This window comes from Nonomuraea sp. NPDC046570 (assembly GCF_040645915.1).
Taxonomy (GTDB): domain Bacteria; phylum Actinomycetota; class Actinomycetes; order Streptosporangiales; family Streptosporangiaceae; genus Nonomuraea.
This window is the reverse complement of the sequence record NZ_JBEYZF010000031.1, coordinates 56,599-81,077: the sequence shown is the minus strand read 5'-3', so window position 1 is coordinate 81,077 and position 24,479 is coordinate 56,599. Positions and strand designations below refer to the sequence as shown.

The 24,479-nt window shown below is 74.6% G+C and carries 14 protein-coding genes; 11 read left to right on the top strand and 3 right to left on the bottom strand.

The features are described 5' to 3' along the window. The first annotated feature begins 394 nt into the window (after positions 1-394). The 9 genes from ABZ911_RS34225 (at position 395) to ABZ911_RS34185 (ending at position 18,811) form a co-directional block, all read left to right on the top strand. Entirely contained in the window at positions 395-1,495 is a 1,101-nt protein-coding gene (locus ABZ911_RS34225; protein WP_358065608.1) for a hypothetical protein, read from the top strand. A gap of 16 nt (positions 1,496-1,511) precedes the next feature. Continuing rightward, positions 1,512-2,855 carry a DUF6002 family protein gene (locus ABZ911_RS34220; protein ID WP_358065605.1) on the top strand — a complete coding sequence of 448 codons (1,344 nt, stop codon included), beginning with the start codon at positions 1,512-1,514 and terminating at the stop codon, positions 2,853-2,855. Further along, positions 2,855-4,534: a beta-ketoacyl synthase N-terminal-like domain-containing protein gene (locus ABZ911_RS34215; RefSeq protein ID WP_358065602.1), complete on the top strand. Its 1,680-nt coding sequence runs from the start codon at positions 2,855-2,857 to the stop codon at positions 4,532-4,534. Before ABZ911_RS34220 ends, ABZ911_RS34215 begins: the two co-directional genes overlap by 1 nt. After that, complete coding sequence (locus ABZ911_RS34210) at positions 4,531-5,271, top strand: alpha/beta fold hydrolase (protein WP_358065599.1); 741 nt, start codon at positions 4,531-4,533, stop codon at positions 5,269-5,271. The genes ABZ911_RS34215 and ABZ911_RS34210 overlap by 4 nt, the downstream gene beginning before the upstream one ends. Next, a complete protein-coding gene (locus ABZ911_RS34205; protein ID WP_358065596.1) occupies positions 5,268-7,598 on the top strand; it encodes a lantibiotic dehydratase in 2,331 nt (776 codons plus the stop codon). The genes ABZ911_RS34210 and ABZ911_RS34205 overlap by 4 nt, the downstream gene beginning before the upstream one ends. After that, positions 7,595-11,074, top strand: coding sequence for an amino acid adenylation domain-containing protein (locus ABZ911_RS34200; protein WP_358065593.1), 3,480 nt, complete (start codon positions 7,595-7,597; stop codon positions 11,072-11,074). The genes ABZ911_RS34205 and ABZ911_RS34200 overlap by 4 nt, the downstream gene beginning before the upstream one ends. Further along, a complete protein-coding gene (locus ABZ911_RS34195) occupies positions 11,071-16,515 on the top strand; it encodes an SDR family NAD(P)-dependent oxidoreductase (RefSeq protein ID WP_358065590.1) in 5,445 nt (1,814 codons plus the stop codon). The genes ABZ911_RS34200 and ABZ911_RS34195 overlap by 4 nt, the downstream gene beginning before the upstream one ends. Beyond that, entirely contained in the window at positions 16,512-18,338 is a 1,827-nt protein-coding gene (locus ABZ911_RS34190; protein WP_358065588.1) for a non-ribosomal peptide synthetase, read from the top strand. Before ABZ911_RS34195 ends, ABZ911_RS34190 begins: the two co-directional genes overlap by 4 nt. Positions 18,339-18,433: 95 nt before the next feature. Then, complete coding sequence (locus ABZ911_RS34185) at positions 18,434-18,811, top strand: hypothetical protein (protein WP_358065585.1); 378 nt, start codon at positions 18,434-18,436, stop codon at positions 18,809-18,811. Between the two features lie 58 nt (positions 18,812-18,869). On the opposite strand, the gene ABZ911_RS34180 is transcribed toward ABZ911_RS34185, so the two are convergent. The 3 genes from ABZ911_RS34180 to ABZ911_RS34170 form a co-directional block, all read right to left on the bottom strand. Then, positions 18,870-20,150, bottom strand: coding sequence for an RNA polymerase sigma factor (locus ABZ911_RS34180; RefSeq protein ID WP_358065582.1), 1,281 nt, complete (start codon positions 20,148-20,150; stop codon positions 18,870-18,872). A gap of 161 nt (positions 20,151-20,311) precedes the next feature. After that, on the bottom strand, positions 20,312-20,644 hold the full coding sequence (locus ABZ911_RS34175; RefSeq protein ID WP_358065579.1) for a hypothetical protein: 333 nt from the start codon (positions 20,642-20,644) through the stop codon (positions 20,312-20,314). A gap of 52 nt (positions 20,645-20,696) precedes the next feature. After that, the gene (locus ABZ911_RS34170; protein WP_358065576.1) at positions 20,697-21,851 is read right to left on the bottom strand and encodes an AMP-binding protein; all 1,155 of its coding nucleotides are present in this window, start codon (positions 21,849-21,851) and stop codon (positions 20,697-20,699) included. Here ABZ911_RS34170 and ABZ911_RS34165 point away from each other — a divergent pair. Together ABZ911_RS34165 and menD are read left to right on the top strand one after the other, a co-directional pair. Beyond that, a complete protein-coding gene (locus tag ABZ911_RS34165; RefSeq protein ID WP_358065574.1) occupies positions 21,850-22,818 on the top strand; it encodes an o-succinylbenzoate synthase in 969 nt (322 codons plus the stop codon). The two genes, ABZ911_RS34170 and ABZ911_RS34165, sit on opposite strands and share 2 nt — an antisense overlap. Further along, positions 22,815-24,479, top strand: coding sequence for a 2-succinyl-5-enolpyruvyl-6-hydroxy-3-cyclohexene-1-carboxylic-acid synthase (gene menD / locus ABZ911_RS34160; RefSeq protein WP_358065571.1), 1,665 nt, complete (start codon positions 22,815-22,817; stop codon positions 24,477-24,479). Before ABZ911_RS34165 ends, menD begins: the two co-directional genes overlap by 4 nt.

Sequence of the window (24,479 nt, the reverse complement as noted above, 5' to 3'; positions counted from 1 at the left end):
CTCGCGCGGCTCGGAAATCCGGCAGCCGGAGCCGGCCGCAGGGCTGGATGCGTACGCCAAAGCCCCCGGTTACGGCACATTTTTCGCGGCTGACGGGCTCGTGGGTGGAAGGTCTGAAGCCTGGCCGATTGAAGTGGATCCGAACCCAGCGAGTCAAGACTTATCCCGATTCCTGCACAACAGCCCCGAACTGTTGCTTCTGACAGATCGGAGGCTATTGACACTCCGAGACCCGTCTGTGAAGTATTGGTCACGCCCAAACAACACCATCAGTGGTGCAATCTGGCCAAATGTCCGGTTTAAGGGTGAATGTTGCGTTTGTGTATGGCAAGAGGAGAATTTTCCCGATGACGGGTGACGTCTTTTCCGCCTTACCGCCGGTACGACGGCGCCGGTGAACGAGTCGGCAGACCGTCCTGTCCTCGCCCTCGTCGGAACCGGGGGCCTGGCCCGCGCCATCTGCTACTCCCTGGCCGGGAACCCCCACCCGGCGCGGGTCCTCGTCATCGGCCGCGACGCCGCCAAGGCGGCCGCGATCGCCTACGTTGCCGCCACCAGGGCGGCCGTCGCCGGCGTCCGGACGACCTTCCAGCCGCTCACCGCCGACCTGGCCGACCCCGGCTCGCTGGCACGGCACCGGCCGCGCGGCGTCCTGCTGGCCGCCTCCACCCAGTCGCCGTGGGAGGGGCTCGCCGCCCCCTCCGCGTGGACCGCGCTGCTCAAGCGGGCGGGCTTCGGCCTCACGCTGCCCTTCCAGGCCGACTCGGCGCTGCGCGTGGGCGCCGCCGCGGCCGAGGCGGGCGCCTGGTTCGTCAACGCCTGCTTCCCCGACGCCGTCAACCCGCTCCTGGCCGCCCGCGGCGTCCCCGTCCTCTGCGGCATCGGCAACGCGGGGCTGCTGGCCGCCAGCCTCCAGGCCGCGCTCGGCCTGCCCGACCAGGGCGCGCTGCGCGTGCTCGCCCACCACGTCCACCTGTACACCCCGGAAGGCCCGCAGGACGAGGCGCTGGCCTGGTGCGACGGGCGCCCGGTCGCCGGAGTCGGCGACCTGCTGGCCGCCCAGCGCGCCACCCCGCGCACCGAACTGAACCACGTCACCGGCCACACGGCCGCCCGCGTGCTGGACGCGCTGCTTCGCGGGACCGACCTGGACACGAGCCTGCCCGGACCGCTCGGGCTGCCCGGAGGCTACCCGGTCCGCCTGACCGGCGGCCGGGTGGAGACCCGGCTGCCCCCGGAGCTGAGCCGGGCCGAGGCCGTGGCCTTCAACCAGCGCGCCGCACTGCGGGACGGAGTCGCGGTCGACGGTGATCACGTCGTCTTCGGCCCCGCCGCCCGTACGGAACTGGATCCGCTGGCGCCCGACCTGGCCGCCGGTTTTCCCGTCTCCGACCTCGAACAGGTCACCTGGCACCTGGACCTGCTCCGCGCCCGGCTGCGCGACCGCGCGCACCCGGACGACCAGACCACGCCGATCCCGGTCAGCCCCCTATGAACGAGGTGCGCCAACGATGCCGACGCCCGACGCAGTGGCGAACCTGCTGCTCGACTTCTACGACCGGCTCCCCAGCTCCATCGCCGCGTGCGTGGACGATCCCGAGCCGGTCAGGGAGGTCTCCGGCTTCTCTCCCGGCTTCCTGCTGCCCGAGCCGGACGCCGACATGGCCCGCTTCCTGTCGGCCGCGACCGCGCGCTGGCAGCCCCTCGGGGCGTACGGCGAGCACCGCCTCACCCTGCTCGACCTGACCGGCAACCCGGGCACCGGCACCACCAAGACCTTCGCCTCGCTGCTCATCGTGGCCCGCGCGGTCGAGTACATCCGCCGCTACGGCGAGCCCATCACCATCTTCTCGCCCACCTCCGCGAACAAGGGCGTGGCCCTGCGCGACGCGGTCCTGCGCGCCGTCGACGCCGGGCTGGTCGAGCCCGAGCAGCTCCGCACGGTGATCCTCGCCCCCCGCTCGTGCCAGGCCAAGCTGCGCTCCAGCCGCCTGTCCACCGACCCGGCGCTGCGCGCGCTCAACCCCCTGCTCCTCTACACCGGCCCCGAACCCGAGGAGGTCAAGGCGATCGGCCGGGTCTTCGCCGACAAGTACGCCGCCGACCTCAAGGCCGCGGGCCAGAACCTCTGGTACTCGCTGGACCTGAACAACTACCTCGTCGCCGACACCGCGCGTGCCTTCTTCGAGCACCAGGCCGACCCCGTGACCGGACCCCGCCTGCACGCGCACGCCGTCTCCAGCGCGTTCGGCCTGCTCGGCTACCACCGCGGCCGGGAGATCCTGGAGAAGAACGACCCGGACGCGGGCCCCCGCCCCGCCAGCCTGCTCGTGCAGCACCTCGGCACCCCCGACATGGTGCTCAACCTGCGCACCGGCGACTTCGGCAGGGCCGGCCTGCCCGCGTACGAGCAGGACGGCGGCCTGTACCGGCAGACGGCCGACCCGCGCTTCCCACAGGTGACCTACGATCCGGACGAGGTCCTCGACCCGACCTTCTACACGCACAGGCCGGCGACCTCGCCGGCGATGAACGCGATCATCGAGCGGTTCGGCGGCGACGGCGTCGTGGTGTCGCTGGCCGAGTGCGTGCGGCGCTACCCGGAGCTGCGCCGCCTGCTGGACGGCACCGGCTGCGCGCTGCCCGCCGACTTCCGCGAGCTGCGCGAGTGGTCGCTGGTGATGGCGCTGACCGGGGTGATGAACGCGGTCGACCGCGGCCTGGCCGACCCCTGGCGGGACGTGGTGGTGCACGGCTCGGGCTGCTACGCCGCCGCCGGCTACCGGCCACTGGAGACCGAGGCGATGACCGAGGTGGAGAACGTGGAGGACGTCGCCGCGGTGGTCTGCCGCTGATGTCCGGCCATTCGTACTCCGGCGACGAGATCGCCGTGGTGGGGATGGCCGGGCGCTTCCCCGGCGCGCCCGACGTGGCCTCCCTGTGGCGGAACCTGCTCGACGGCGTGGACGCGGTCCACGACTACACCCACGCCGAACTGCGCGCGCTCGGCGTGGGGGAACGGCTGCTGGCCGACCCCGCGCACGTGCGCGCCGGCGGCCACCTGCCGGGGGTGGCGGACTTCGACGCCGACTTCTTCGGCGTGCCCGCCGCCGAGGCCGAGCGGATGGACCCGCAGCACCGGCTCTTCGTCGAGCAGGCGTGGGCGGCGCTGGAGGACGCGGGCTGCGACCCCGCCGCCTACGACGGGATGATCGGCGTGTTCGCCGGGGCCTCGGTCAACCGCTACTTCCTGTACCGGCAGTTCACCGGCGACCCCGACGAGCCGCTGGTCCCCGGCTACGCCCCCGACTACCTGCCCGCGCAGACCGCCTACCGCCTGGGGCTGACCGGGCCCGCCGTGGCCGTGCAGACCGCCTGCTCCAGCTCGCTGGTCGCGGTGTGCACAGCGGCGCAGAGCCTGCTCGACTACCGCTGCGACCTCGCCCTCGCGGGCGGGGTGAGCCTCACCGAGCCGAGGTACGTCCACAAGCCCGGCGGGCTCGTCTCACCGGACGGCCGGTGCCGCGCCTTCGACGCCGCCGCCCAGGGCGCCGCCTACGGCAGCGGCGTGGCCGTACTCGCGCTCAAACGACTGGACGACGCCCTCCAGCACGGGGACCCGATCGTCGCCGTGCTGCGCGGGTGGGCGGTCAACAACGACGGCGCCCGCCGGGCGGGCTTCGCCGCGCCGGGCCTGGCGGGTCAGGCGGCGGTGGTCGCCGAGGCGCTGGCCGGAGCCGGGCTGGACGCGGGCGCGATCGGCTACGTCGAGACGCACGGCAGCGGCACCCGCACCGGCGACGCGATCGAGGTGGCCGCCCTGGCGCGGGCCTTCGCCGACGCCGGGCCGCCGCCCCGCTCGTGCGCGCTCGGCTCGATCAAGACCAACCTCGGCAACCTGGACGCGGCCGCCGGCGCCACCGGCCTGATCAAGGCCGCACTGGCGGTACGGCACGCCGTCATCCCCGCCAACCTGCACTTCGACCGCCCCAACCCGGAGATCGACCTCGACGGCTCACCGTTCCACGTGCCCGTCAAGAACGCCGCCTGGCAGCAGGAGACCAGGCGGGCCGGGGTCAGCTCCTTCGGACTCGGCGGCACCAACGCGCACGTGATCGTCGAACAGCCCCCCGCCGAGCCGCCCAGGCCGCCGGAGTCCGCCTGGCAGGTGCTGCCGGTGTCGGCGCGCACCCCCGAGGCGCTGCGCGAGGCGCTGACCCGGCTGGCCACGCACCTGGCGGCCACGCCTGGCATCCGGCTGGACGACGTCGCCCGCACCCTCGCCGAGGGACGCCGCGCGTTCGCGCACCGGGCGGCCGTGGTGTGCCCCGACGTGCCGGCCGCGGTGACCGCGCTGCGCGCCCGCGCCGACGCCCGGAACGCTCCCGGTGACCCACCGGCGGCGCTGCGCCTGCTCGCCGAGGCGTGGCAGGCCGGCGGCGAGATCGGCTGGCCCACGTCCGGCGGGCGGCGGATCTCGCTGCCGGCCTATCCCTTCCAGCGACAGCGGTACTGGGTGGAGGCCCGAGCATGACCCACGACGTCGCCTCGCCGATGAGGTGGTTCGCTCCGGCGCGGCCCCGGCCGGACGCCCGGCTCCTGCTGTTCTGCCTGCCGTACGCGGGGGCGGGCGCGGGCGCCTTCCGAGGGTGGGCCGCCGCCGCGGACCCGCGGATCGAGGTCCTGCCCGTCGTGCTCCCGGGCCGGGAAGGCAGGTACAACGAGGCCGTCCCGGTCGACGTCGGCGAGCTGACCGACGCCATCGCGGCCCGCGCCGACCGGCCGTACGCGATCTACGGTCACTCCATGGGCGGCAGGCTCGGCTTCGAGGTGGTCCGCGAGCTGCGCAGACGCGGCGGGCGCCTGCCCCGGAGGCTCGTCCTGGGCGGCTGCCGGCCGCCCGACACGCTGGAGCCGCTGGGCGAGCTGGCCAAGGTCACCGACGAGGACCTGCTGGCCAGGCTGACCGAGCTCGGCGGCCTGCCCGCGGAGGTCCTGGCCGAGCCCGAACTGGTCGAACTGGTCCTGCCCACGCTGCGCGCCGACTTCGCGTGGCTCGACGCCTACGTGTACGCGCCCGAACCGCCGATCGAGGTGCCGATCACCGCCTTCGCCGCCGAGGACGACCCCGCCGTGCCGTACGACCTGATGCGCGGCTGGTCCCGGCACACCGCTGCGGGCTTCGGCATGCGCACTGAGACGGGCGGCCACTTCTTCCTGCACCAGGCCCGCGACCGCATCCTTGAGACGATCTGCGAGGACATGCCGTGAAGCCCGCCGCGAACCATCGGGTGCCGCTCGGCGAGACGGGCTGGACGGTGTGGCGGGAGGCCCTGCTGCGCGGCACCGGCTTCCCGGCCGCCGGCCTGGAGCTGTTCGCCGCGCCGGACTGCGCCCGCGCCGCCGACGCGCTGCTGGCCGGGGAGACCGACGCGGACGTCTTCGACAAGGCGCTCGGCCAGGCCGCCGCCGCCAACGCCGCCCAGGTGTGCGCGATCGCCGCCGACCCGCTCTTCCGCGAGGCCGTCACCTGGCAGAACAGGGGCGTGCTGGTCACGCTGGACGCGCTCGTGCGCGGCGGGCCGTCCCAGCGCCGCGACTCCCGCAGGCGCGAGCGCGAACGCGTGGTGGCGAGGTACTGGCAGCGCTACTGCGGCAAGAACGAGACCGTGGGCTTCTTCGGCCCGGTCGCGTGGGCCACCGTCGACCCCGCCGCCCCCGCGCTCGCCGTACGGCCGGGCCCCGGGCTGGTCCGCGAGCGGCGGGTGATCCTGGAGGACTGGGCGCCGAGGCGGTACGCCGAGGTGCTGGCCGGGGACCCGCGCGTGCGCCGCTGGCTGCCGCCCGCCCTGCGGCCGCACCTCACACTGGACGGCCGCAGAGTGCTGCGCCCGGCCCAGCCGCCCGTGCCGGTCTCCGCCGCCGAGGCGGCCCTGATCGCCCGGTGCGACGGCCGCCGCCCCGCGGCCGAGGTCATCGACGCCGCCGTCGGCGTGGCGGGCATCCGCACCGCCGACGACGCCTACCTGATGCTCGACAGGCTGGCCGAACGCGGCCTGCTCTCCTGGCGGGGCGACCTGCCGCAGACCCCGGACGCGGAACGGGCGCTGCGCGACCTGCTGGAGAACATCGGCGAGCGGGAGGTGCGCGCGGCGGCCCTGGCCGGGCTCGACCGGCTGAGCGCCGCCCGGGAGCGGGTCGCCGCCGCCGCGGGCGACCCGGCCGCGCTGGCCGCCGCGCTCGACCGGCTGGGCGCGGAGTTCACCGAGGTCACCGGGACGGGCGCGGAGCGCCGCGCCGGCCAGACCTACGCCGCGCGCGGCCTGGCCTACGAGGACACCACCAGGGACATCGGCGTCACCTTCGGCGGCGCGCTCCTGGACGGGATCGCCGAACCCATGGCGCTGATGCTCGGCGCCGCCCGCTGGCTGACCGCCGCCCTCGCCGAGGCGTACGGCACGGCCCTGCGCGAGCTGTACGAGGAGCTGCGCGCCGAGTCGCCCGCCGAGCCCGTCCGCCTGTCGGAGGTGTGGTACCTCGCCCAGGGCATGCTGTTCGGCACCGGCCCTCGGCCCGTCGACGCGGTCGCCGCCGAGTTCGCGCGCCGCTGGGCGGAGCTGTTCGGCCTGGCCGACGTCCCGCCCGGCACCGAGGAACTGCGCTTCACCGCCGCCGGGCTCGGCGCCGCCGAAGCCTTCCCCGCCGCCGCGCCCGGCTGGTCGGCCGGCCGCCTGCACAGCCCCGACCTGCAGATCTGCGCCGAGAGCGTGGAGGCGGTGAACCGCGGCGACTACCTGGTCGTCCTCGGCGAGCTGCACGCCGCCTGGGCCACGTTCGACTGCGCGGTCTTCACGCTGCCCCATCCCGACCCGGGCGCGCTGCGCGACGCGCTGACCGCCGACCTCGGGCCGGGCCGCGTCCGGCCGCTGTACCCGGTCGACTGGCCCCGGTACACGGGCCGGGTGGCGCACGCCCTCGACCACCCGACCGACCGGGAACTCGGCTTCACCGACGCCCCCGTCGCCGACCCGGAACGGACGCTCGCCGCGACCGCCCTGCTGGTCACCGACGAGGACGGCGAACTGGTGGCCACCGCCCCCGACGGGCGGCGCTGGCCGCTGCTGGAGATCTTCTCCGAGCTGGTGTCCATGCACGCCGTCGACGGTTTCAAACTGACCGGCGCCGACCCGCACGGCCACACCCCGAGGATCGTGGTCGACCGCATGGTGGTGGCCCGCAGAACCTGGCGGACCACCGCCGGGGCCACCGGCCTCGCCGAGGCCAAGGGCGAGCGCGAACGCTACCTGGCGGTCCGCCGCTGGCGGCGCGAGCTCGGCCTGCCCGAGCAGGTCTTCGTCAAGCTCGGCACCGAGATCAAACCCGAGTACACGGACCTGACCAGCCCCGCCTACGCCGACCTGCTGTGCACCGCGGTCCGCGGCGCCGTGCTGAGCGGCGGGCCCGAGGTGCGGATGGTCGTCGGCGAGATGTTGCCCACTCCCGACCAGGCGTGGCTGCCGGACGCCGAAGGGCGCCGCTACTTCACCGAGCTGCGCCTGCACATGGTCGATCCCGTCCCCGCCGGAGGTGCGGAATGACACTGGCCGATCTGGTGCTCGCCCAGGCGGCGCGACGGCCCGACGCGACCGCCGTACGCCAGTGGGACGACCGCCTGACCTACGGAGAGCTGGCCGGGATCGCGGGCGGGCTCGCCCAGCGGCTGCTGCCGTACGGCGTCGGCCCCGAGACCCTGGTGGGGGTCTGCCTGCGGCGCAGGCCGCCGATGGTCGCCGGGGTGCTCGGCGTGCTGGTGGCGGGCGGCGCGTACGTGCCGCTCGACCCCGACGGCCCGGCCGCGCGCCGGGAGCAGATCATCGACGGGGCCGGGCTCGACGTGATCGTGGTCGATGAGGACACCGCGCCGCTGTTCGAGGGGCTGGGGCTGCGGCTGGTGCAGGTGGCGGGACCGCCCGCCGCGCCGGAGATTCGGCGCCGTCCCTCGCCGGACAACGCGGCGTACGTGCTGCACACCTCCGGCTCGACCGGGGTGCCGAAGGGCGTGGTGGTCAGCCACCGCAGCGTGTGCGCGTACGTGCGCGCTTTCGGCGCCTTCTGCGGCGTGGACGAGCGGACGCGCGCCTTCACCTTCGCCTCGCTGGGCTTCGACGTGTCCGTGGAGGACGTCTTCGTGGCGCTGGCCGCCGGAGGCTCCCTGCAGCTCGTCGACGAGGAGGACCGGCGCGACCCGGCCCGCCTGCAGCGCTTCGCCGCCGAGCACGGCGTCACCTGGGGCGGCATCCCGGTGCCGCTGCTGCCGCTGCTGGACCCCGCCGCGCTGCCCGAGTGGCGGACCGTCATCACAGGCGCCGAGGCCCCCGGGCCCGAGCAGGTGGAGCGGTGGAGCGCGGGCGGCCGCAGGTTCCTCAACGGGTACGGCCCGACCGAGGCGACCGTCACCGTCACCGCCTTCGAGGCCACCGGACGCTGGGAACGGCCGGTGCCGATCGGGCGCGCGCTGGCGGGCCATCGGGTGTACGTCGTGGACGAGGACCTGCGGCCGGTGGCCGACGGGGTGGCGGGCGAGCTGGTGGTGGCCGGGGCCGGGCTGGCCCGCGGCTACCTGCGGCGGCCCGGGCTGACCGCGGACCGCTTCGTGCCCGACCCGTTCGGCACGGAGCCGGGCGCCCGGCTGTACCGGACCGGCGACCTGGTGGTGACTCAACCGGACGGCGAGCTGCTGTTCCTGGGGCGCGCCGACCGGCAGGTCAAGATCCGCGGGCAGCGGGTGGAGATCGGCGAGGTGGAGGCGGTGCTGCGCGGCCACCCGTCGGTCGCCCACGCGGTGGTCGAGGCGGTCGAGGGGCCGGACGGACTGCGACTGGTGGCCTTCTGCACGACCACCGACGGCCCGACGCCGGATGACCCTGCTCCCGACGGCGCGGGTTCGGGCGGTGCTGTGGCGGTGGAAGGGCTGCTGGAGTACTGCGCCGGACGGTTGCCGTCGGCGATGGTGCCCTCCCGGGTGTTGCTCCTGGAGCGGCTGCCGCTGTCGGCCTCCGACAAGGTGGACCTGCACGCGCTGCGGGCCATGCTCGAAGAACCGCGCACCGGACCCCCTGACCACGACGGCGACGGCCCGGCCGCGCGGCCGGTGGCGTCCGGCGACCCGGTGGAGCGGCAGGTGGCCGAGGTCTGGGCGCAGGTGCTCGGGGTCGAGCCGCGCCCCGGCGACGACTTCTTCGGCTGCGGCGGCCACTCCCTCAGCGCCATGCGCCTGATCAGCACCCTGCGCGCGCACCTGCGCCGCGACCTCGCCGTGGAGGACGTCTTCGCCGCCCGTACCCTGCGCGACCTCACCGCCCGGGTGCTCACCGCCCCCGCCCTGACGGAGGAACTGCCCACCGGCAGCCCGCCCGCCCTCACCGCCGCCCAGCGCAGGCTCTGGTTCCTCGACCGCCTCGCCCCCGGCAGCGTCGCCTACAACATCGGCGTCGCCGAGCGGCTGCGCGGCCCGCTGGACGTGCCCGCCCTCGCCCGCGCGCTGGCGGCGGTGGCCGAACGGCACGAGGTGCTGCGCTGGCGGGTGCCCGACGACGGCGGCGTCCCGCGCGTCGAGGTCTCCCCGCCGGGCCCGGTCACCCTGGCGGCCGAAGACCTGGCGGGTGAGGACCTGGCGGGTGAGGCCGAGCTGCGCGCGAGGCTCGACGCCGAGGCGGCCCACCGCTTCGACCTGGCCCGCGGCCCGCTGTGGCGGGCCAGGCTCTTCCGGCTCGGCCCCGACGACCATGTGCTGTCGTGCACCTTCCACCACGCGGTATACGACGGCTGGTCGCAGCGCCCGTTCCTGGACGACCTGGCCCAGGCGTACACCGGGGAATCGCTCGCCGCCCCGGCCGCCGGGTTCGCCGACTACGCGGCCTGGCGGGCCGAGCGGGACGGCAGGCGCGGCAAGAAGGACCTGGCCTGGTGGACCGGCCACCTCGACGGCGCGCCCAGCGTGCTCGACCTGCCGAGGGACCGGCCGCGCCCCGCCGTGCAGACCTACGACGGAGCGCTGACCACGGCCGTCCTCTCGCAGGCGGCCACCACCGCGATCCGCGACCTGGCGGCCGAGCTGGGCACCACCGCGCCCAGCGTGTTCCTGGCCGCCTTCGCCGAACTGGTGCGGCGGCTCACCGGGCGCGAGGACATCGTGGTCGGCACGCCCGCCGCCGACCGCAGGCACGAGGCCTTCCACGACCTGGTCGGGTTCTTCGTCGAGATCGTGCCGCTCAGGCTGCGCACCGCCCCCGGGCAGAGCTTCGCCGACCTGGTCAGGAGCTGCGCCGACGAGGTCATCGACGTGCTGGCCAGGCCGGGCGCCGCGCTGGAGGACATCGTCGGCGCGCTCGGCGTGCCGCGCGACCCCGGGCGGGCGCCGCTGGTGCAGGTGCTGTTCAACGTCTTCAACTTCCCCGAGCCGCGGCTCAGGCTGCCCGGCCTGCGCACCGAGGGCATCGACCCGGGGCCGCCCGGCTCGCCGTTCGACCTGACCGTCTACGTGGTCGAGCGGGACGGGCGCTTCGCGATCGACATCGTCCACAACACCGACCTGTACGACGCCGGGCGGGTGGAGGCGCTGCTGGCGGCGTACACGAGGCTGCTCGTCGTGGCGGCCGAGCGGCCGGGCTCGCCCGCCGCCGGATTCGAGCTGCCCGCCCTCGCCGAGGGCGTCCCGCAGGAGCCGCCCGCGACGGCCGGGGACCGGGCGGCGGGGCCGCACGTCCAGCCGGCCACCGACATGGAACGGCTGGTCGCCCGCGTGTGGTGCGACGTCCTCGAGCGTCCCCTGGTGGGCGCCACGGACAACTTCTTCGACGTGGGCGGCACGTCGATGGCCGTCGTCGTGGTGCGCGACAGGCTGACCGAACTCACCGGGCGGCGACCGACGGTCGTCGACCTGTTCCAGCACCCGACCGTACGCGCCCTGGCCGCGCACCTCGACGGTGACACGAACCATCCGGAACTGAGCCGAGCCGACCGGCGCGCCGACACGCGCCGAGAGCTGCGGGAAAAGCGCAGGAGGAGACAGTGACAGAGGCGGCTGGCATGGAGACGGGCACCGGGACGGACGCCGAGCGGGGCGGGGCCGAGCCGATCGCGATCATCGGCATGAGCGCCAGGGTGCCCGGCGCGAACGACCTGGACCGGTTCTGGCGCAACCTGATCGACGGCGTCGAGTCGATCACGTTCTTCACCGACGAGGAGCAGCGGGCGGCCGGAGCCACCCGCGCCCAGCTCGACAACCCGTCGTTCGTCAGGGCCGCGCCCGTGATGATCGACATGGAGTACTTCGACCACCGCTTCTTCGGCATGAGCGCGCGCGAGGCGGAGCTGGCCGACCCGCAGCAGCGGGTCTTCCTCGAGCAGTCGCACGCCGCGCTGCTGGACGCGGGCTACGACCCGGGCTCCTACCAGGGCTCGATCGGCGTCTACGGCGGCTCGGGGCCGAGCCAGTACCAGTGGCTGAACCTGCGCACCAACCCCAAACTGGCCAGCGGGGCGCTGGAACTGGGCATGTCCGTGGGCAACAACATCGACTACGTCGCCACGAGCGTGTCCTACCGGCTCAACCTGCGCGGGCCCAGCCTCACCGTCACCACCGCCTGCTCCTCCTCGCTGGTGGCGCTGCACCTGGCCTGCGAGGCGCTGCGCAGCGGCGAGTGCGACATGGCGCTGGCCGGCGGCGTCTGCGTCGAGCTGCCGCACGCGCTCGGCTACCCGGCCATGGACGGCTTCACCTCCTCCGACGGGCACGTCAGGCCGTTCGACGCCGGCGCCGACGGCACCATCTGGGCCAGCGGCGTCGGCGTGCTGACGCTGAAGCGGCTGGAGGACGCCCTCGCCGACGGCGACCACGTCCGCGGCGTCGTCCGCGGCAACGCCATCAACAACGACGGCAGCAACAAGATCGGCTTCTCCGCGCCCAGCCACGCCGGGCAGGCCGAGGTGATCGTCGAGGCGCTCGGCGTCGCCGGCGTGGACCCGCGCACCATCGAGTACGTCGAGGCGCACGGCACCGGCACCGCCCTCGGCGACCCCATCGAGGTCGCCGCCCTCACCGACGTCTACGGCCGGAACACCGGGGACCTCGGCTGGTGCGGCATCGGCTCGGTCAAGTCCAACATCGGCCACCTCGGCCAGGCCTCCGGCGTGGTCGGCGTGATCAAGGCCGTGCTCGCGATGGAGCAGGGCCTGATCCCGCCCAGCATCAACTACGAGCGGCCCAACCCGGCGATCGACTTCGACAGCGGCCCCTTCTACGTGGTCGCCACCCCGACCAAGTGGAACCCCGGCGAGCACCCCCGGCGGGCCGCGGTCAGCTCGTTCGGCATCGGCGGCACCAACGCGCACGTCGTCCTGGAGGAGGCGCCCGCCGTACCCGCCGCCTCCGCGCCGGAGCCCGGCCCGCGTCTGCTGAGACTGTCCGCCCGGACGCCCTCGGCCTTGCAGGCCATGACCGCCCAGCTCGCCGCCCACCTCACCGAACACCCCGGCCTCGACCTCGCCGACGTGGCGCACACCCTGCGGGTGGGCCGGGCGGCCTACCCGCACCGGGCCGTCGTGGTCGCCGACGACGTGGCCGACGCGGTCGCCGCCCTCGCCGACCGCAAACGCCGCCACACCGCGACCGCCGCCGACCCCGCGCCCAAGGTCGCCTTCCTCTTCTCCGGCCAGGGCGCCCAGTACGCGGGCATGGGCGCCAAGCTCTACGCGTCCGAGCCCGTGTTCGCCGCTGCCGTCGACGAGTGCGCGGACCTGCTGCGCGGCGAACTCGGCGAGGACATCAGGCCGCTGATGTTCGCCGAGGGCGGCGACGACCGCCTGCGCGAGACCTCCCTCACCCAGCCCGCCCTGTTCACCGTCGAGTACGCCCTGGCCAGGCTCTGGCAGGAGTGGGGAGTCCGCCCCGCCGCCATGATCGGCCACTCCGTCGGCGAGTACGTCGCCGCCACCGTGGCCGGCGTCTTCACCCTGCCCGACGCGCTGCGCCTGGTCGCCGCCCGCGGGCGGCTGATGCGGTCGATGCCGGCCGGTGCGATGCTCGCCGTCCCCAAGGACGAGACCGAGATCGCGGCGCTGCTGCCGCCGGACGTGGAGATCGCCACCGTGAACGGCCCCGGCGCCTGCGTGGTCGCCGGACCGGCCGAGGCGGTGGCGGCGTTCGCGGACCGGCTGAAGGCCGACGGGATCAGGTCCACGACGCTGCGCACCTCGCACGCCTTCCACTCGGCGATGATGGAGCCGATCCTGGAGGAGTTCACCCGCCTGGTCGCGGCCGTGCCCCGGCGGGAGCCGTCCCTGCCGTTCCTGTCGAACGTGACCGGGGACTGGATCACCGGCGAGCAGGCCACCGACCCCGGCTACTGGGCGACGCACCTGCGGCGGCCGGTACGGTTCGGCGACTGCGTGGCCCGCCTGCTCGCCGACGGCTCCGCGTGGGCGCTGCTGGAGTGCGGGCCCGGCAGGCAGCTCGCCGGGCTGGCCCGGATGCAGGTGCGGGAGGCCGTCGCCCAGGGCGCGCTGCCGCCGCTGGCCAGCCTGCCCGGCCCGGCGGACACCGACGACGACCTGCGGGTCCTGCACACCACGGCCGGGCGGCTGTGGACCGCCGGGGTGGCCGTGGACGCGCCGGGGAAGGGGCGGCGGCTGTCGCTGCCCGGGTACCCGTACGAGCGGGAGTACCACTTCGTCGAGCCCGGCGCCGGGCTGCCGCAGCCCGAGGCGGAGCCGGGAGCCCGGCCGCTGGAGGACTGGTTCGAGTACCCGGCCTGGCGGCAGGTCGCCCCCGAGGCGCCCGGCGAGCCGATCGGCCGCTGCCTGGCCTTCGTGGCCGGGCCGCGCGGAGCGGAACTGGTCACGGCCCTGCGGGCCGAGGGCAGCGAGGTGATCGAGGTACACCCGGGGCCGGAGTTCGCCGGAGGGCCCGCCTTCTCCGTGCGGGCCGGGGAGCGCTCCGACTACGACGCGCTCGTCGCCGCGCTGGCGGCGGGGAGCGGGATGCCCGCGCGTGTGCTGCACCTGTGGGCGCTCGACGGGGAACCGGTCGGAACCGACCTCGCGGCTCTCGCGCGGGCGCAGGAACACAGCCTGTTCAGCCTGCTCTGGCTGGTGCAGGCGCTGGCGGCGGCGCAGGCGGCCGAGGGCGTACGCCTCGACGTGCTTACCGCGGGCACCGAGGACGTGCTCGGCGGCGACCTGACCAGGCCCGAGCACGCCACGGTCGCGGGCATCACGCGGGTGGTGCCGCTGGAGATCGAGGGCCTGCGCGTGTGCCACCTCGACCTCGACCCCGCCGGCACGGCCGCGAACGCCGTCCTGGCCGAACTGCGCCGCCCCGGCTCCGCGGACGTCCTCGCGCTGCGCGCCGGCCGGCGCTGGCAGCGCGAGTACCAGCCCGTCCCACTCCGCGGCGACACCACGCTCCAGCCTGCGGGACTTCGGGAAGAGGGGACGTACCTGATCACCGGCGGCACCGGTGGCATCGGCGTCACGCTGGCCGAGCACCTCGGCACCCGGCTGCGTGCCAGGCTGGTGCTGCTCAGCCGGAGTGGCGCGGTCCACGGCCGGCTCGCGGACGCCGTCCGGCGTGTGGAGGCGGCCGGCGGCCGGGTCACGGTGCTCTCCGCCGACGTCACCGACCCGGTACGGCTGCGCGAGGTCCGCGAGCAGATCCTCGCCACGTACGGCGGGCTGGACGGCGTCGTGCACGCGGCCGGGCTGCCCGGCGGCGGCATGGCGGAGATCAAGGAGCGCTCCGCCGCGCAGGCCGTCCTCGACCCCAAGCTGGCCGGGACGGTCGCGCTGTGGGACGCGTTCGGCGACCTCGGCCTCGACTTCTTCGCCCTGTGCTCGTCGGTGACGGCGGTCAGCGGCGGCTTCGGCCAGGTGGACTACTGCGCCGCCAACGCCTTCATGGACGCCTTCGCCCGGGCGTCGGGCACCGGAACCAGGATGCTGAGCCTCAACTGGGGCGCCTGGCTGGAGGTCGGCATGGCGGCCGACGCGGCCCCTGTCGCCGGTCTCGGTGGCGCTCAGGGCGGCTTGGCGTCTGCCACCCCCGGGGCGCAGGACGGCGCCGCGTCCATCGCTTATGAGCAGGTCGTCGAGCATCCCGTGCTGCGTGGCCGCGCCGGGTCCACCTGCACCGGACCGCTGGCGGCGGACACGCACTGGGTCCTCGACGAGCACCGGATCGGCGGGGTGCCGGTGCTGCCCGCGACCGGGCAACTGGAGTGCGCGCGGGCGGCGTTCGAGGCGACCGTGCCCGCGCCCGGCGACGGGTACGCGGTCGAGTTGCGGGACGTCGTCTTCGTCGAGCCGCTGTCGGTGCCGGACGGGACGGCGGCCGAGTTGGCGGTCGCGTTCTCGGAGGGGGCCGGATTCGAGGTGCGGGCCGGTGGCCGTACCCGCACGCTGGGGGTGGCGGCCTGGGTCAGGCCCGGTGAGGCCGCGCCGGTGGACGTGGGCGCGCTGAAGGCGCGGCTCGCCGAGGTCGAGGCGCCGGACGAGGAGGGCACGAGCGTGCTGGCGTTCGGGCCGCGCTGGCGCACGCCCGAGCGGATCTGGACCGGGCCGGAGGACGAGCTCGCGCTCGTCGAGGCGACCGAGCAGGTCGCGGCCGAGGTGGGCCGCTGGGGCCTGCACCCGGCGCTGCTCGACGTGGCCACCTCCTTCGGCACCGGCCGGGGCACCGGACACTACCTGCCGCTCAGTTACGGCCGCCTGCTGGTCAGGGCGCCGCTGCCCGCCCGCTTCCACAGCCATCTGCGGCGGCGCGGCGACGGCGGCGACGAGGTCATCGCCGTGGATCTCACCCTGACCGACGAGTCGGGGAATGTGCTCGTCGAGATCGAGGAGTTCGTCCTGCGGCGCATCGACGCCGCCGCGGTGACCTCGTCCCTGTCCGCCGAGCCGGGCCCGTCCGACTCCTCCGGCAGTTCGGCTGATTCGCCCTATTCCGCCGCGCCGTCGTCGCAGCAGGGCGACTGGGCGGGCATCTCTCCCGCCGAGGGAGCCGAGGCGTTCTTCCGCGTCCTGGCCGCGGCCGACCTGGGCGCCCAGGTCGTGATCTCCGCCACCTCGATGGCGGAGATCACGAAGCGGGAGCGCCTCACCCGGCAGGCCGTGGCCGAGCAGGCCGCGCCCGCCCGGGGCCGGGCCGACGCCGACGCCGACTACGTGGCCCCCGCCAACGAGCTGGAGGCCACCCTGGCCAAGATCTGGGGCGAGATCCTCGGGGTCGCCGAGGTGGGCGCCGACGACGACTTCTTCGACCTGGGCGGCAACTCGCTGGTCGCCGTCCAGCTCATCGCGCAGGCCCGCGCCGCGGCCGGGGTGAAGCTGCCGATGCGCACCCTGTTCGAGGCGCCGACCGTCCGGCAGATGGCCGCCAAGGTGGAGCGCCTGCGCGCCGACCAGGCCGGACCCGCCGTCACCACGATCCCGCGCCTGGCCAGAGGAGGAAGCCGTTGACCGGCCGTCGCCCGCCTGAACAGGGGAGGAAGCCGCCCACCGGGCACCGGGAGTTTCGGGCCGAGTGGCTGGAGGAGTCGATCGCGGCCCGATTCTGGGCCGTGGCCGGGGAGCATCCCGGTCGTGCGGCGGTGCTCGGCGACGACGGGCCCGTCACCTACGCCGAGCTGGCCGCCGAGGCGCGTACGGTCGCGGCGGCCGTGCGCGGCGCGGCGCGGGTGGGGCTGCTGATCGGTCACGGGCCGCGCATGCTGGCCGCCATCCTCGGCGTGCTCACGGCCGGAGCCGCCTACGTCCCGCTCGACCCCGCCTACCCCCGGGCCAGGCTGGCGCTGATGGCTGAGCTGGCCGAACCCGACGTGCTGCTCGCCGTACCCGAGCACAAGGACCTGCTCCCGGGCGGCGCGCACGTGCTCGACGTCACGTCCCTGCCGCCCGCCGCCGGGGAGGTGGAGGTCGCCGCGGATCCGGACGCCCCGGCCTACATCCTGTTCACCTCGGGGTCGACGGGCACCCCCAAGGGGGTGGTGCAGACGAACAGGGGGACGCTGTTCCAGGTTCGCGCGCACACCAACACCCTGCGGATCGGGCCGGAGGACCGGGTCAGCGTCGTGTCGTCCTTCGCCTACGACATGGCCGTGACCGACAGCTTCTCGGCGCTGCTCAACGGCGCCGCCGTCGTACCGGTCGACATCAGGACCCGCGGCCTGGCCCACCTCGCCGAGACGCTGGCGAACCGCGGCGTCACGATCTACCACTCCACCCCGACCGTCTACCGCTACCTGCTCGACTCGCTGCCCCCGGGCGGCGAACTGCCGGACGTCCGGGTCGTACTGCTGGGCGGCGAGGAGGTGGTCCACGACGACCTGGACCGCTTCCGCGCGCACTTCGGCCCGGACTGCGTGTTCGTCAACGGGTACGGCGCGACCGAGATCTCCTTCGCCGTCCAGAACCACCTGACCCGCGCCGACCTCGAAGCCGGCCACGGCATCGGCACCGGCGGCGTGGTGCCGATCGGCCTGCCCATGGAGGGAGTGGAGATCGCGCTGGGCGAGGAACCCGCCGAGATCGTCATCCGCAGCCGCCACCTGGCCGCCTACCGGCACGCCGCCCCGCAGGACGAGGCCAGGTTCGGCCACGACGGCGGCGGGCGCTTCTACCGCACCGGCGACCTCGGACGCAGGCTGCCCGACGGCCGCATCGCCTACCTGGGCCGGCTGGACCGGCAGGTCAAGATCCGCGGGCACCGGGTCGAACTGGGCGAGGTGGAGGCCGTGCTCGCGGCGCTGCCGGAGGTGTCCAGGGCCACCGTGGTCGCCAGGCAGGTGAACGGCGAGCGGCGGATCATCGCCTACGTCGTCGGCGCCGTACCCGGTCAGGACGCGCTGCGCCGGACGCTGCCGGACTTCATGCTGCCCTCGGCGATCGTCGCCGTGGACACGCTCCCGCTGACCCCCACCGGCAAGATCGACACCGCCCGCCTCCCCGACCCGCCCGCCCACGAGGGGGGCGGGACGCCCGCGGGGTCGCCGCAGGACGAGATCGCCGAGGCCTGGTGCGCGGTGCTCGGCCTGCCCTCGGTCGACCGGGACCGCAGCTTCTTCGACGTCGGCGGCCACTCCCTGCTGATGGCCAAGGTCCAGCAGCGCCTGGAGACGACCCTGGGGCGCAGGATCCCGCTCAGCACGATGTACGAGCACCCGACGGTCGGGTCGCTGGCCCGTGCCCTGGCCGGGGACGCGGTCGCGGCGCCCGGGGCGCTGGGCCCGGCCGCCCGCGCCGCGCTGCGCAGGAGGCGGCGCGGCTCCGAACCGGGTCCCTGAGTGCGTGTTCGCCGCCGGAACCGCGTACGCTACCGCTGGTAAGAAGTGTGTGAGAGCGCGAAAGGGCAGAGTCGATGGCGTTTTTCCGTCCGCGTGTGAGCCGCGAGGCCGAGGTCCGCTTCCACGCCGACCAGGAGATCTCCAAGAGCTTCCCCGAGCTGCTCGACAAGGCCAGGCAGGCCGAGAGCGTGCTGCGTGAGCTGCGCGCCGCCGGGGCGCCGGAGCTGGAGCTGCGCGCCGCGGGGCTGCACTTCGACAAGGCGCTGACCGACGCGCTGCGCGCGGCCGAGTCGGGCCAGCGGGCGACGTTCGGCGTGAAGGCCTACGACGACCGCATCCGCCGCCGCCAGGCCAGGGCGACGCCGACCGGCGCGGCGTGGACCGCCGAGGTCATGAGGCTGCGCACGATGCGCGAGGAGAACCGGCTGAGCGGCATCGTCCGCCTGCCCCGCGCGGTCCCCTCCGCCCGCTAGCCGCGAGACGCGAAAAGGCCCGGCACCCTTCACAGGGTGCCGGGCCTTTTCGGCGAGGTCAGCTCGCCCAGTCCAGCAGCGGGCGGGTGTTGCTCGGGTGGCGCAGCTTGGACAGGGACTCCTTCTCCAGCTGGCGGATCCGCTCCCGGGTCAGGCCCAGGTGCTTGCCGATCTCGTCCAGCGTGTGCGGCTTGCCGTCCACCAGGCCGAAGCGCAGCGCCATGATGCGCGACTCCCTCGGCGACAGGTTGCCCAGCACGCCCCTGAGCTGGTCGCCCAGCAGCTGCCGGTCGACGATCTCGGACGCCTCCGGGGAGTCCACGTCCTCGATCAGGTCGCCGATCGTGGTCTCGCCGTCCTCACCGATGGTGGCGTTCAGCGAGATCGGCTGCCGGCTGGTGCGCAGCAGCTCCTCGATCTGGTCCGGCGTCCTGTCCAGCTCGACGGCCAGCTCCTCGGGCGTGGGCTCACGGCCGAGCCGCTGGTGCATGTCGCGCTCGATCCGCGACAGCTTCGACAGCATCTCCAGCACGTGCACCGGCAGCCTGATGGTGCGCGCGGAGTCGGCGAAGCCTCGCTGGATGGCCTGCCTGATCCACCACATCGCGTACGTCGAGAACTTGAAGCCCTTGGTGTAGTCGAACTTCTCCACCGCCCGGATCAGCCCGAGGTTGCCCTCCTGGACGACGTCCAGCAGCGCCATCCCGCGGTCGGTGTACTTCTTGGCCACCGACACCACGAGCCGCAGGTTGGCCTCCAGCATGTGGTCCTTGGCCTGGCGGCCGTCCTGGGCCACCATCTCCAGGTCGGCGCGGCGGGCGGCGGACAGGCCCGGCTCCGACTCCAGCTTGTACTCCGCGTACAGACCGGCCTCGATCCGCCGGGCCAGATCGACCTCCTGCGCGGCGGTCAGCAGCGTACGGCGGCCGATCGACTTCAGGTAGGTGTGCACGGAGTCGCCCATGACGGAGGCGGTGTCGTCGAGGTCGAGCGTCTCGTTCTCCAGCTCGGCCTCCTCCGACGCCAGCTCCACGTCGTCGGGCGACTCCTCCTCGGCGGCGGCGGCGGCGGAGGTGACGTCGGGCGCGGGAACGTCGGCCTTGGCGGCCTTCTTTCGCGTCTTCTTGGGCGCGCTCGCCGGCGACGGCGCGGTCTCGGCTGCCAGGCTCACTCCCGCGTCGGTCAGTTCACGCAGGATGGATCGCCCCGCGGAGGGGCTGACGCCCGCCTGCGCGAACGCGTCGCGCAGCTCCGTGAGGGAAAGGTGACCCTGAGCTCGTCCTCGGGCAAGGAGCTGGTCGAGGGTGGCAGGCGAGGTCGCCACGGCGGTTCGGGGCATGAGGACACCTCCTCCATACGGAGTCAGAGACGTGCGGCGTAGTTGTGGTGGGGCGACTGTGGTCGCTCGGCGCACCAGTATCAATAACGTCAGCTGCCGCTATTTGTTCCCGCAGGAGGTAAAAAGGGGCGGATCGTCGTTTGGGCGATCCGCCCGGCGCGTCAGTTGAGCTTCTCGCCCTCGCGCGCGTCGACCTCGGGGATCGGCATGGGCTCGGCGTGTTCCATGCGGTCGTCGGTCCAGTACTCGGTGACCTTGCCGGGGTCGTCTTCGACCTCGTGGGAGACCACGTCGTCGTCGGACGGGGTGACCGACTCGGGATCGGCGGACGGGGCCGGCTCCCGCAGGGGTGGGTTCTTCTCCACCACGGCGCGCATCTCCTCACTCACCTTCTCGAGCCTGCCCGCCGAGGCGGAGGCCGCGATGGTGGCGCCACCGACGAGGATCACGCCGACGACTCCCGCGGACACCCACATCTTGCGGGTTTGGTTCATGAAGGTCCCCTTTCTGTTCGGAGCCTCACCAATATGACGCATCCGGCCGCCGTCAGGTTCCGGTCCTGATCGCCGCCAGGTCGGTCTTGCCGTTGGGCAGCAGCGGCAGCCGGGGGAGTATCCGCAGCTCGCGGGGCGCGGCGTAGGCGGGCAGGCGGTCGGTGCAATAGGCGCGGAGCTGTTCCAGGGTGGGGGCCGCGGCCGGGTCGGCGGGCACGATGACCGCCACGACCCGCTCGCCCCACTCGGGATCGGGGGCGCCCACGACGGCCGCGTCCGCGATCCCCGGATGCCCGGCGAGCACGGCGGCCACCGCGGCGGCCACGACCTTCTCGCCGCCGGTGTTGACGACGTCGTCGGCCCGGCCGAGCACCCGCAGCCGCCCGCCGGACAGCTCGCCGAGGTCGGAGGTGACGAACCAGCCGCCGTCGAGGGGGGCCGCGCCGAAGCGGTAACCGGAGAACAGCACGGGCCCGGCCATGGCGATGCGGCCGTCCGCCCCGATCTTGAGGTCCACCTGGTCCAGGGGCTGGCCGTCGTAGACGCAGCCGCCGCTGGTCTCGCTCATGCCGTACGTCGTGACCACCCGCGCGCCGAGCGACCTGGCCTCGGCCAGCAGGCCCGGGCGGGGCGCCGCGCCGCCGAGCAGGATGGTGCGGAACGCCGACAGGTCGGCCTCGCGCCGGACCAGGCGGTGCAGCTGGGTGGGGACCAGGGAGACGTGGTCGGCGCCGCTACCGAGCACGGCCCGCTCGTCGAACCCGGAGTGGATCACCGGGTCGGTGCCGCTCAGCGTCGACCTGACCAGCACCTGCAGGCCCGACACGTGCGAGGGCGGCAGGCAGCACAGCCAGCGCTGGCCGGGGGAGGCCTCCAGGCGGCGCAGCGAGGCGGCGGCGGAGGCGCGCAGGGCCTGGGCGGTGAGCTGCACGCCCTTGGGGGCGCCGGTGCTGCCGCTGGTGGCGATGACGACCGCGACGTCCTCGGGCACCCCGGCGCCGTCGTCGCGGGGCCGTACCCCCTCGGGGGTCTCCACGTGGGTGGGGCGCAGCGTGGCGAGCGCGGCGGTCGCGTGGCCGGGCGCGAGGGGGAGCACGGCGGGGCCGTCGCCGGACAGGGCGCCGCGGATCGCCTCGAACAGCCTGGGACCCGGCGGAAGCACGAGTGCGTGCAACGGACGGTCCGGATGCGACGGGTTCCTCCTCATGCTCGTAAGGTTAGTGGCGACAGGCAGGACTACAGGAGGTGCGGTGAGCGGTTCCCGGATCTTCAGGATCCCGATGCGCACCCGCTTCCGCGGCCAGACCGCCCGCGAGGGCGTGCTCATCCACGGCCCCGCCGGCTGGGGCGAGTTCTCCCCCTTTCCCGAGTACGGCCCGCGCGAGTGCGCCCGCTGGCTGGCCTGCGCCCGCGAGGCCGCCTTCGACGGCTGGCCCGCCCCGCTGCGCGGCGCCGTCCCGGTCAACACGACCGTCCCCGCCGTCTCCGCCGAACGCGCCTTCGAGCTGGTACGGCAGGCCGCCTGCGGCACCGCCAAGGTGAAGGTCGCCGAACACGGCCAGACCCTGGCCGACGACCTGGCCCGGGTGGAGGCCGTCCGCGACGCCCTGGGCCCCGCGGGCCGCCTGCGGGTGGACGCCAACGGCGCCTGGGACGTGCCCACCGCCGTCCGCACCCTCAGACAGCTCGGCCGCTTCGACCTGGAGTACGCCGAGCAGCCCTGCGCCACCCTGGACGAGCTGGCCCAGGTGCGCCGCCAGGTCACCATGCCGATCGCCGCCGACGAGTCCATCCGGCGCGCCGAGGACCCGCTGAAGGTCCGCGCCGCCGAGGCCGCCGACATCGCGGTGATCAAGGTGCAGCCGCTCGGCGGCGTCCGCGCCGCGCTGCGCGTGGTCGAGGCCTGCGGGCTGCCCGCGGTGGTCTCCAGCGCCGTGGAGACCTCGGTGGGCCTCGCGGCGGGCCTCGCCCTGGCCGCCGCGCTGCCCGAATTGCCGTACGCCTGCGGTCTTGGCACGATGTCGCTGTTGTCGGGCGACGTGGTCGCCGATCCGCTCGTCCCCGTCGACGGGATGATCGCGGTCCGCCGCCCGCCGGTGGACGAGCAGGCTCTGGCCCTGGTCGAGATCGATTCCCCCGCCTGGCTCAGCCGGATGCAGGAGGCAGCTCTGTGAACCCCGCGACCGCGCTCGCCACCGTCCTGGTGGACGAGCTCGTCAGGTGTGGCCTCACGGACGTGGTGCTCGCGCCCGGCTCCCGCTCCGCCCCCCTGGCGCTGGCCCTGCACGCCGAGTCGCGGGTGCGCCTGCACGTGCGCATCGACGAGCGCTCGGCCTCCTACCTGGCGCTCGGCCTGGCCCGCAGGTCCGAGCGGCCGGTCGCGCTGATCTGCTCCTCCGGCACCGCCGTGGCCAACTTCCACCCGGCCGTCATCGAGGCGAGCGAGTCGGGCGTGCCGCTGCTGGTGCTCACCGCCGACCGCCCCCCCGAACTGCGCGGCACCGGCGCCAACCAGACGATCGACCAGATCAAGCTGTACGGCTCGGCCCCCCGCTGGTTCGCCGAGGTGGGCGTGCCCGAGGACCGGCCGGGCCAGGTGGCCTACTGGCGCTCGCTGGCCTGCCGCGCCTACCAGCGTGCGCTCGGCCCCTCCGACCCCGGCCCGGTCCACCTGAACCTGGCCTTCAGGGAGCCGCTCATCCCCGACGGCGACACCTCCTGGTGCGAGTCGCTCGACGGCGACGCCACCGGGCCGTGGGTGCGCGCCCGCGTCGCCCCGCCGCCCGTGGCCCTGCACATCCCGCCGACCAGGCGCGGCGTGCTCGTGGTCGGCGACGGCGCGGCCAACGTGCGCCGCTACGTCGCCGCGGCGGGCATGGCCGGCTGGCCGGTGCTGTCGGAGCCCAACGGCGGCGGCCGGTACGGCGACCACGCCGTCTCCACCTACCACTTCCTGCTCGGCACCCCGGAGTTCGCCGACGAGCACCGGCCCGACGTGGTGGTCACCCTGGGCCGGCCCGGCCTGTCGCGGCCGCTGCTGTCGTGGCTGCGCCGCGCCGAGGAGCACATCGTGGTCGCCCCCGACCTGGCCCGATGGCCCGACCCGACCAGGTCGGCCACCCAGGTGGCGCAGGCGGTGGAGATCCCCGTCGCCTCCGGCGACGACAGCTGGCTGCACTCCTGGCGGCGCGCCGACACGGCGGCCCGCATAGCCGTGGACGACGTGCTGGACGAGTCCGGGCTGAGCGAGCCGAGGGTGGCCCGCGACCTGGCCGAGGCGCTGCCGAACGGCGCGCTGCTGTTCTGCGGCTCCTCGATGCCCATCCGCGACCTGGACCAGGCGATGCGCCCGCGGCGTGGTCTGCGGCTGATGGCCAACCGGGGAGTGTCGGGGATCGACGGGCTGGTCTCCACCGCGATGGGCGCCGCGCTCGCCCACAACGGGCCCTCCTACGCGCTGCTGGGCGACCTGACGTTCCTGCACGACCAGAACGGCCTGATCCTGGGGCCGCGCGAGCCGCGGCCCGACCTGTGCCTGGTGGTGATCAACAACGACGGGGGCGGGATCTTCTCGCTGCTGCCGCAGGCGGCGGTGCGCGACCCGTTCGAGCGGGTCTTCGGCACGCCGCACGGGGTGGATCTGGGGTATGTGGCCGCCTCGACCGGCACGCCGTACACGCAGGTCACCGAGATCGCCGACCTGCCCAAGGCGTTGCGCGGCGAGGGGCTGCGCCTGGTGGAGGTGCGCACCGACCGCGAGCCCAACGCCGTCCTGCACGCGCAGTTGCGCGAGGCCGCCCAGGCGGCCGTGCGCGCGACCGGCGGAGCGGACTGA

Bases quoted from the DNA above. Each gene is read 5' to 3' on its own strand.
- ABZ911_RS34200 (WP_358065593.1), top strand. From the start codon at position 7,595: ATGACACTGGCCGATCTGGTGCTCGCCCAGGCGGCGCGACGGCCCGAC.
- ABZ911_RS34215 (WP_358065602.1), top strand. From the start codon at position 2,855: ATGTCCGGCCATTCGTACTCCGGCGACGAGATCGCCGTGGTGGGGATG.
- ABZ911_RS34175 (WP_358065579.1), bottom strand. From the start codon at position 20,644: ATGAACCAAACCCGCAAGATGTGGGTGTCCGCGGGAGTCGTCGGCGTG.
- ABZ911_RS34220 (WP_358065605.1), top strand. From the start codon at position 1,512: ATGCCGACGCCCGACGCAGTGGCGAACCTGCTGCTCGACTTCTACGAC.
- ABZ911_RS34210 (WP_358065599.1), top strand. From the start codon at position 4,531: ATGACCCACGACGTCGCCTCGCCGATGAGGTGGTTCGCTCCGGCGCGG.
- ABZ911_RS34165 (WP_358065574.1), top strand. From the start codon at position 21,850: ATGCTCGTAAGGTTAGTGGCGACAGGCAGGACTACAGGAGGTGCGGTG.
- ABZ911_RS34170 (WP_358065576.1), bottom strand. From the start codon at position 21,851: ATGAGGAGGAACCCGTCGCATCCGGACCGTCCGTTGCACGCACTCGTG.
- ABZ911_RS34180 (WP_358065582.1), bottom strand. From the start codon at position 20,150: ATGCCCCGAACCGCCGTGGCGACCTCGCCTGCCACCCTCGACCAGCTC.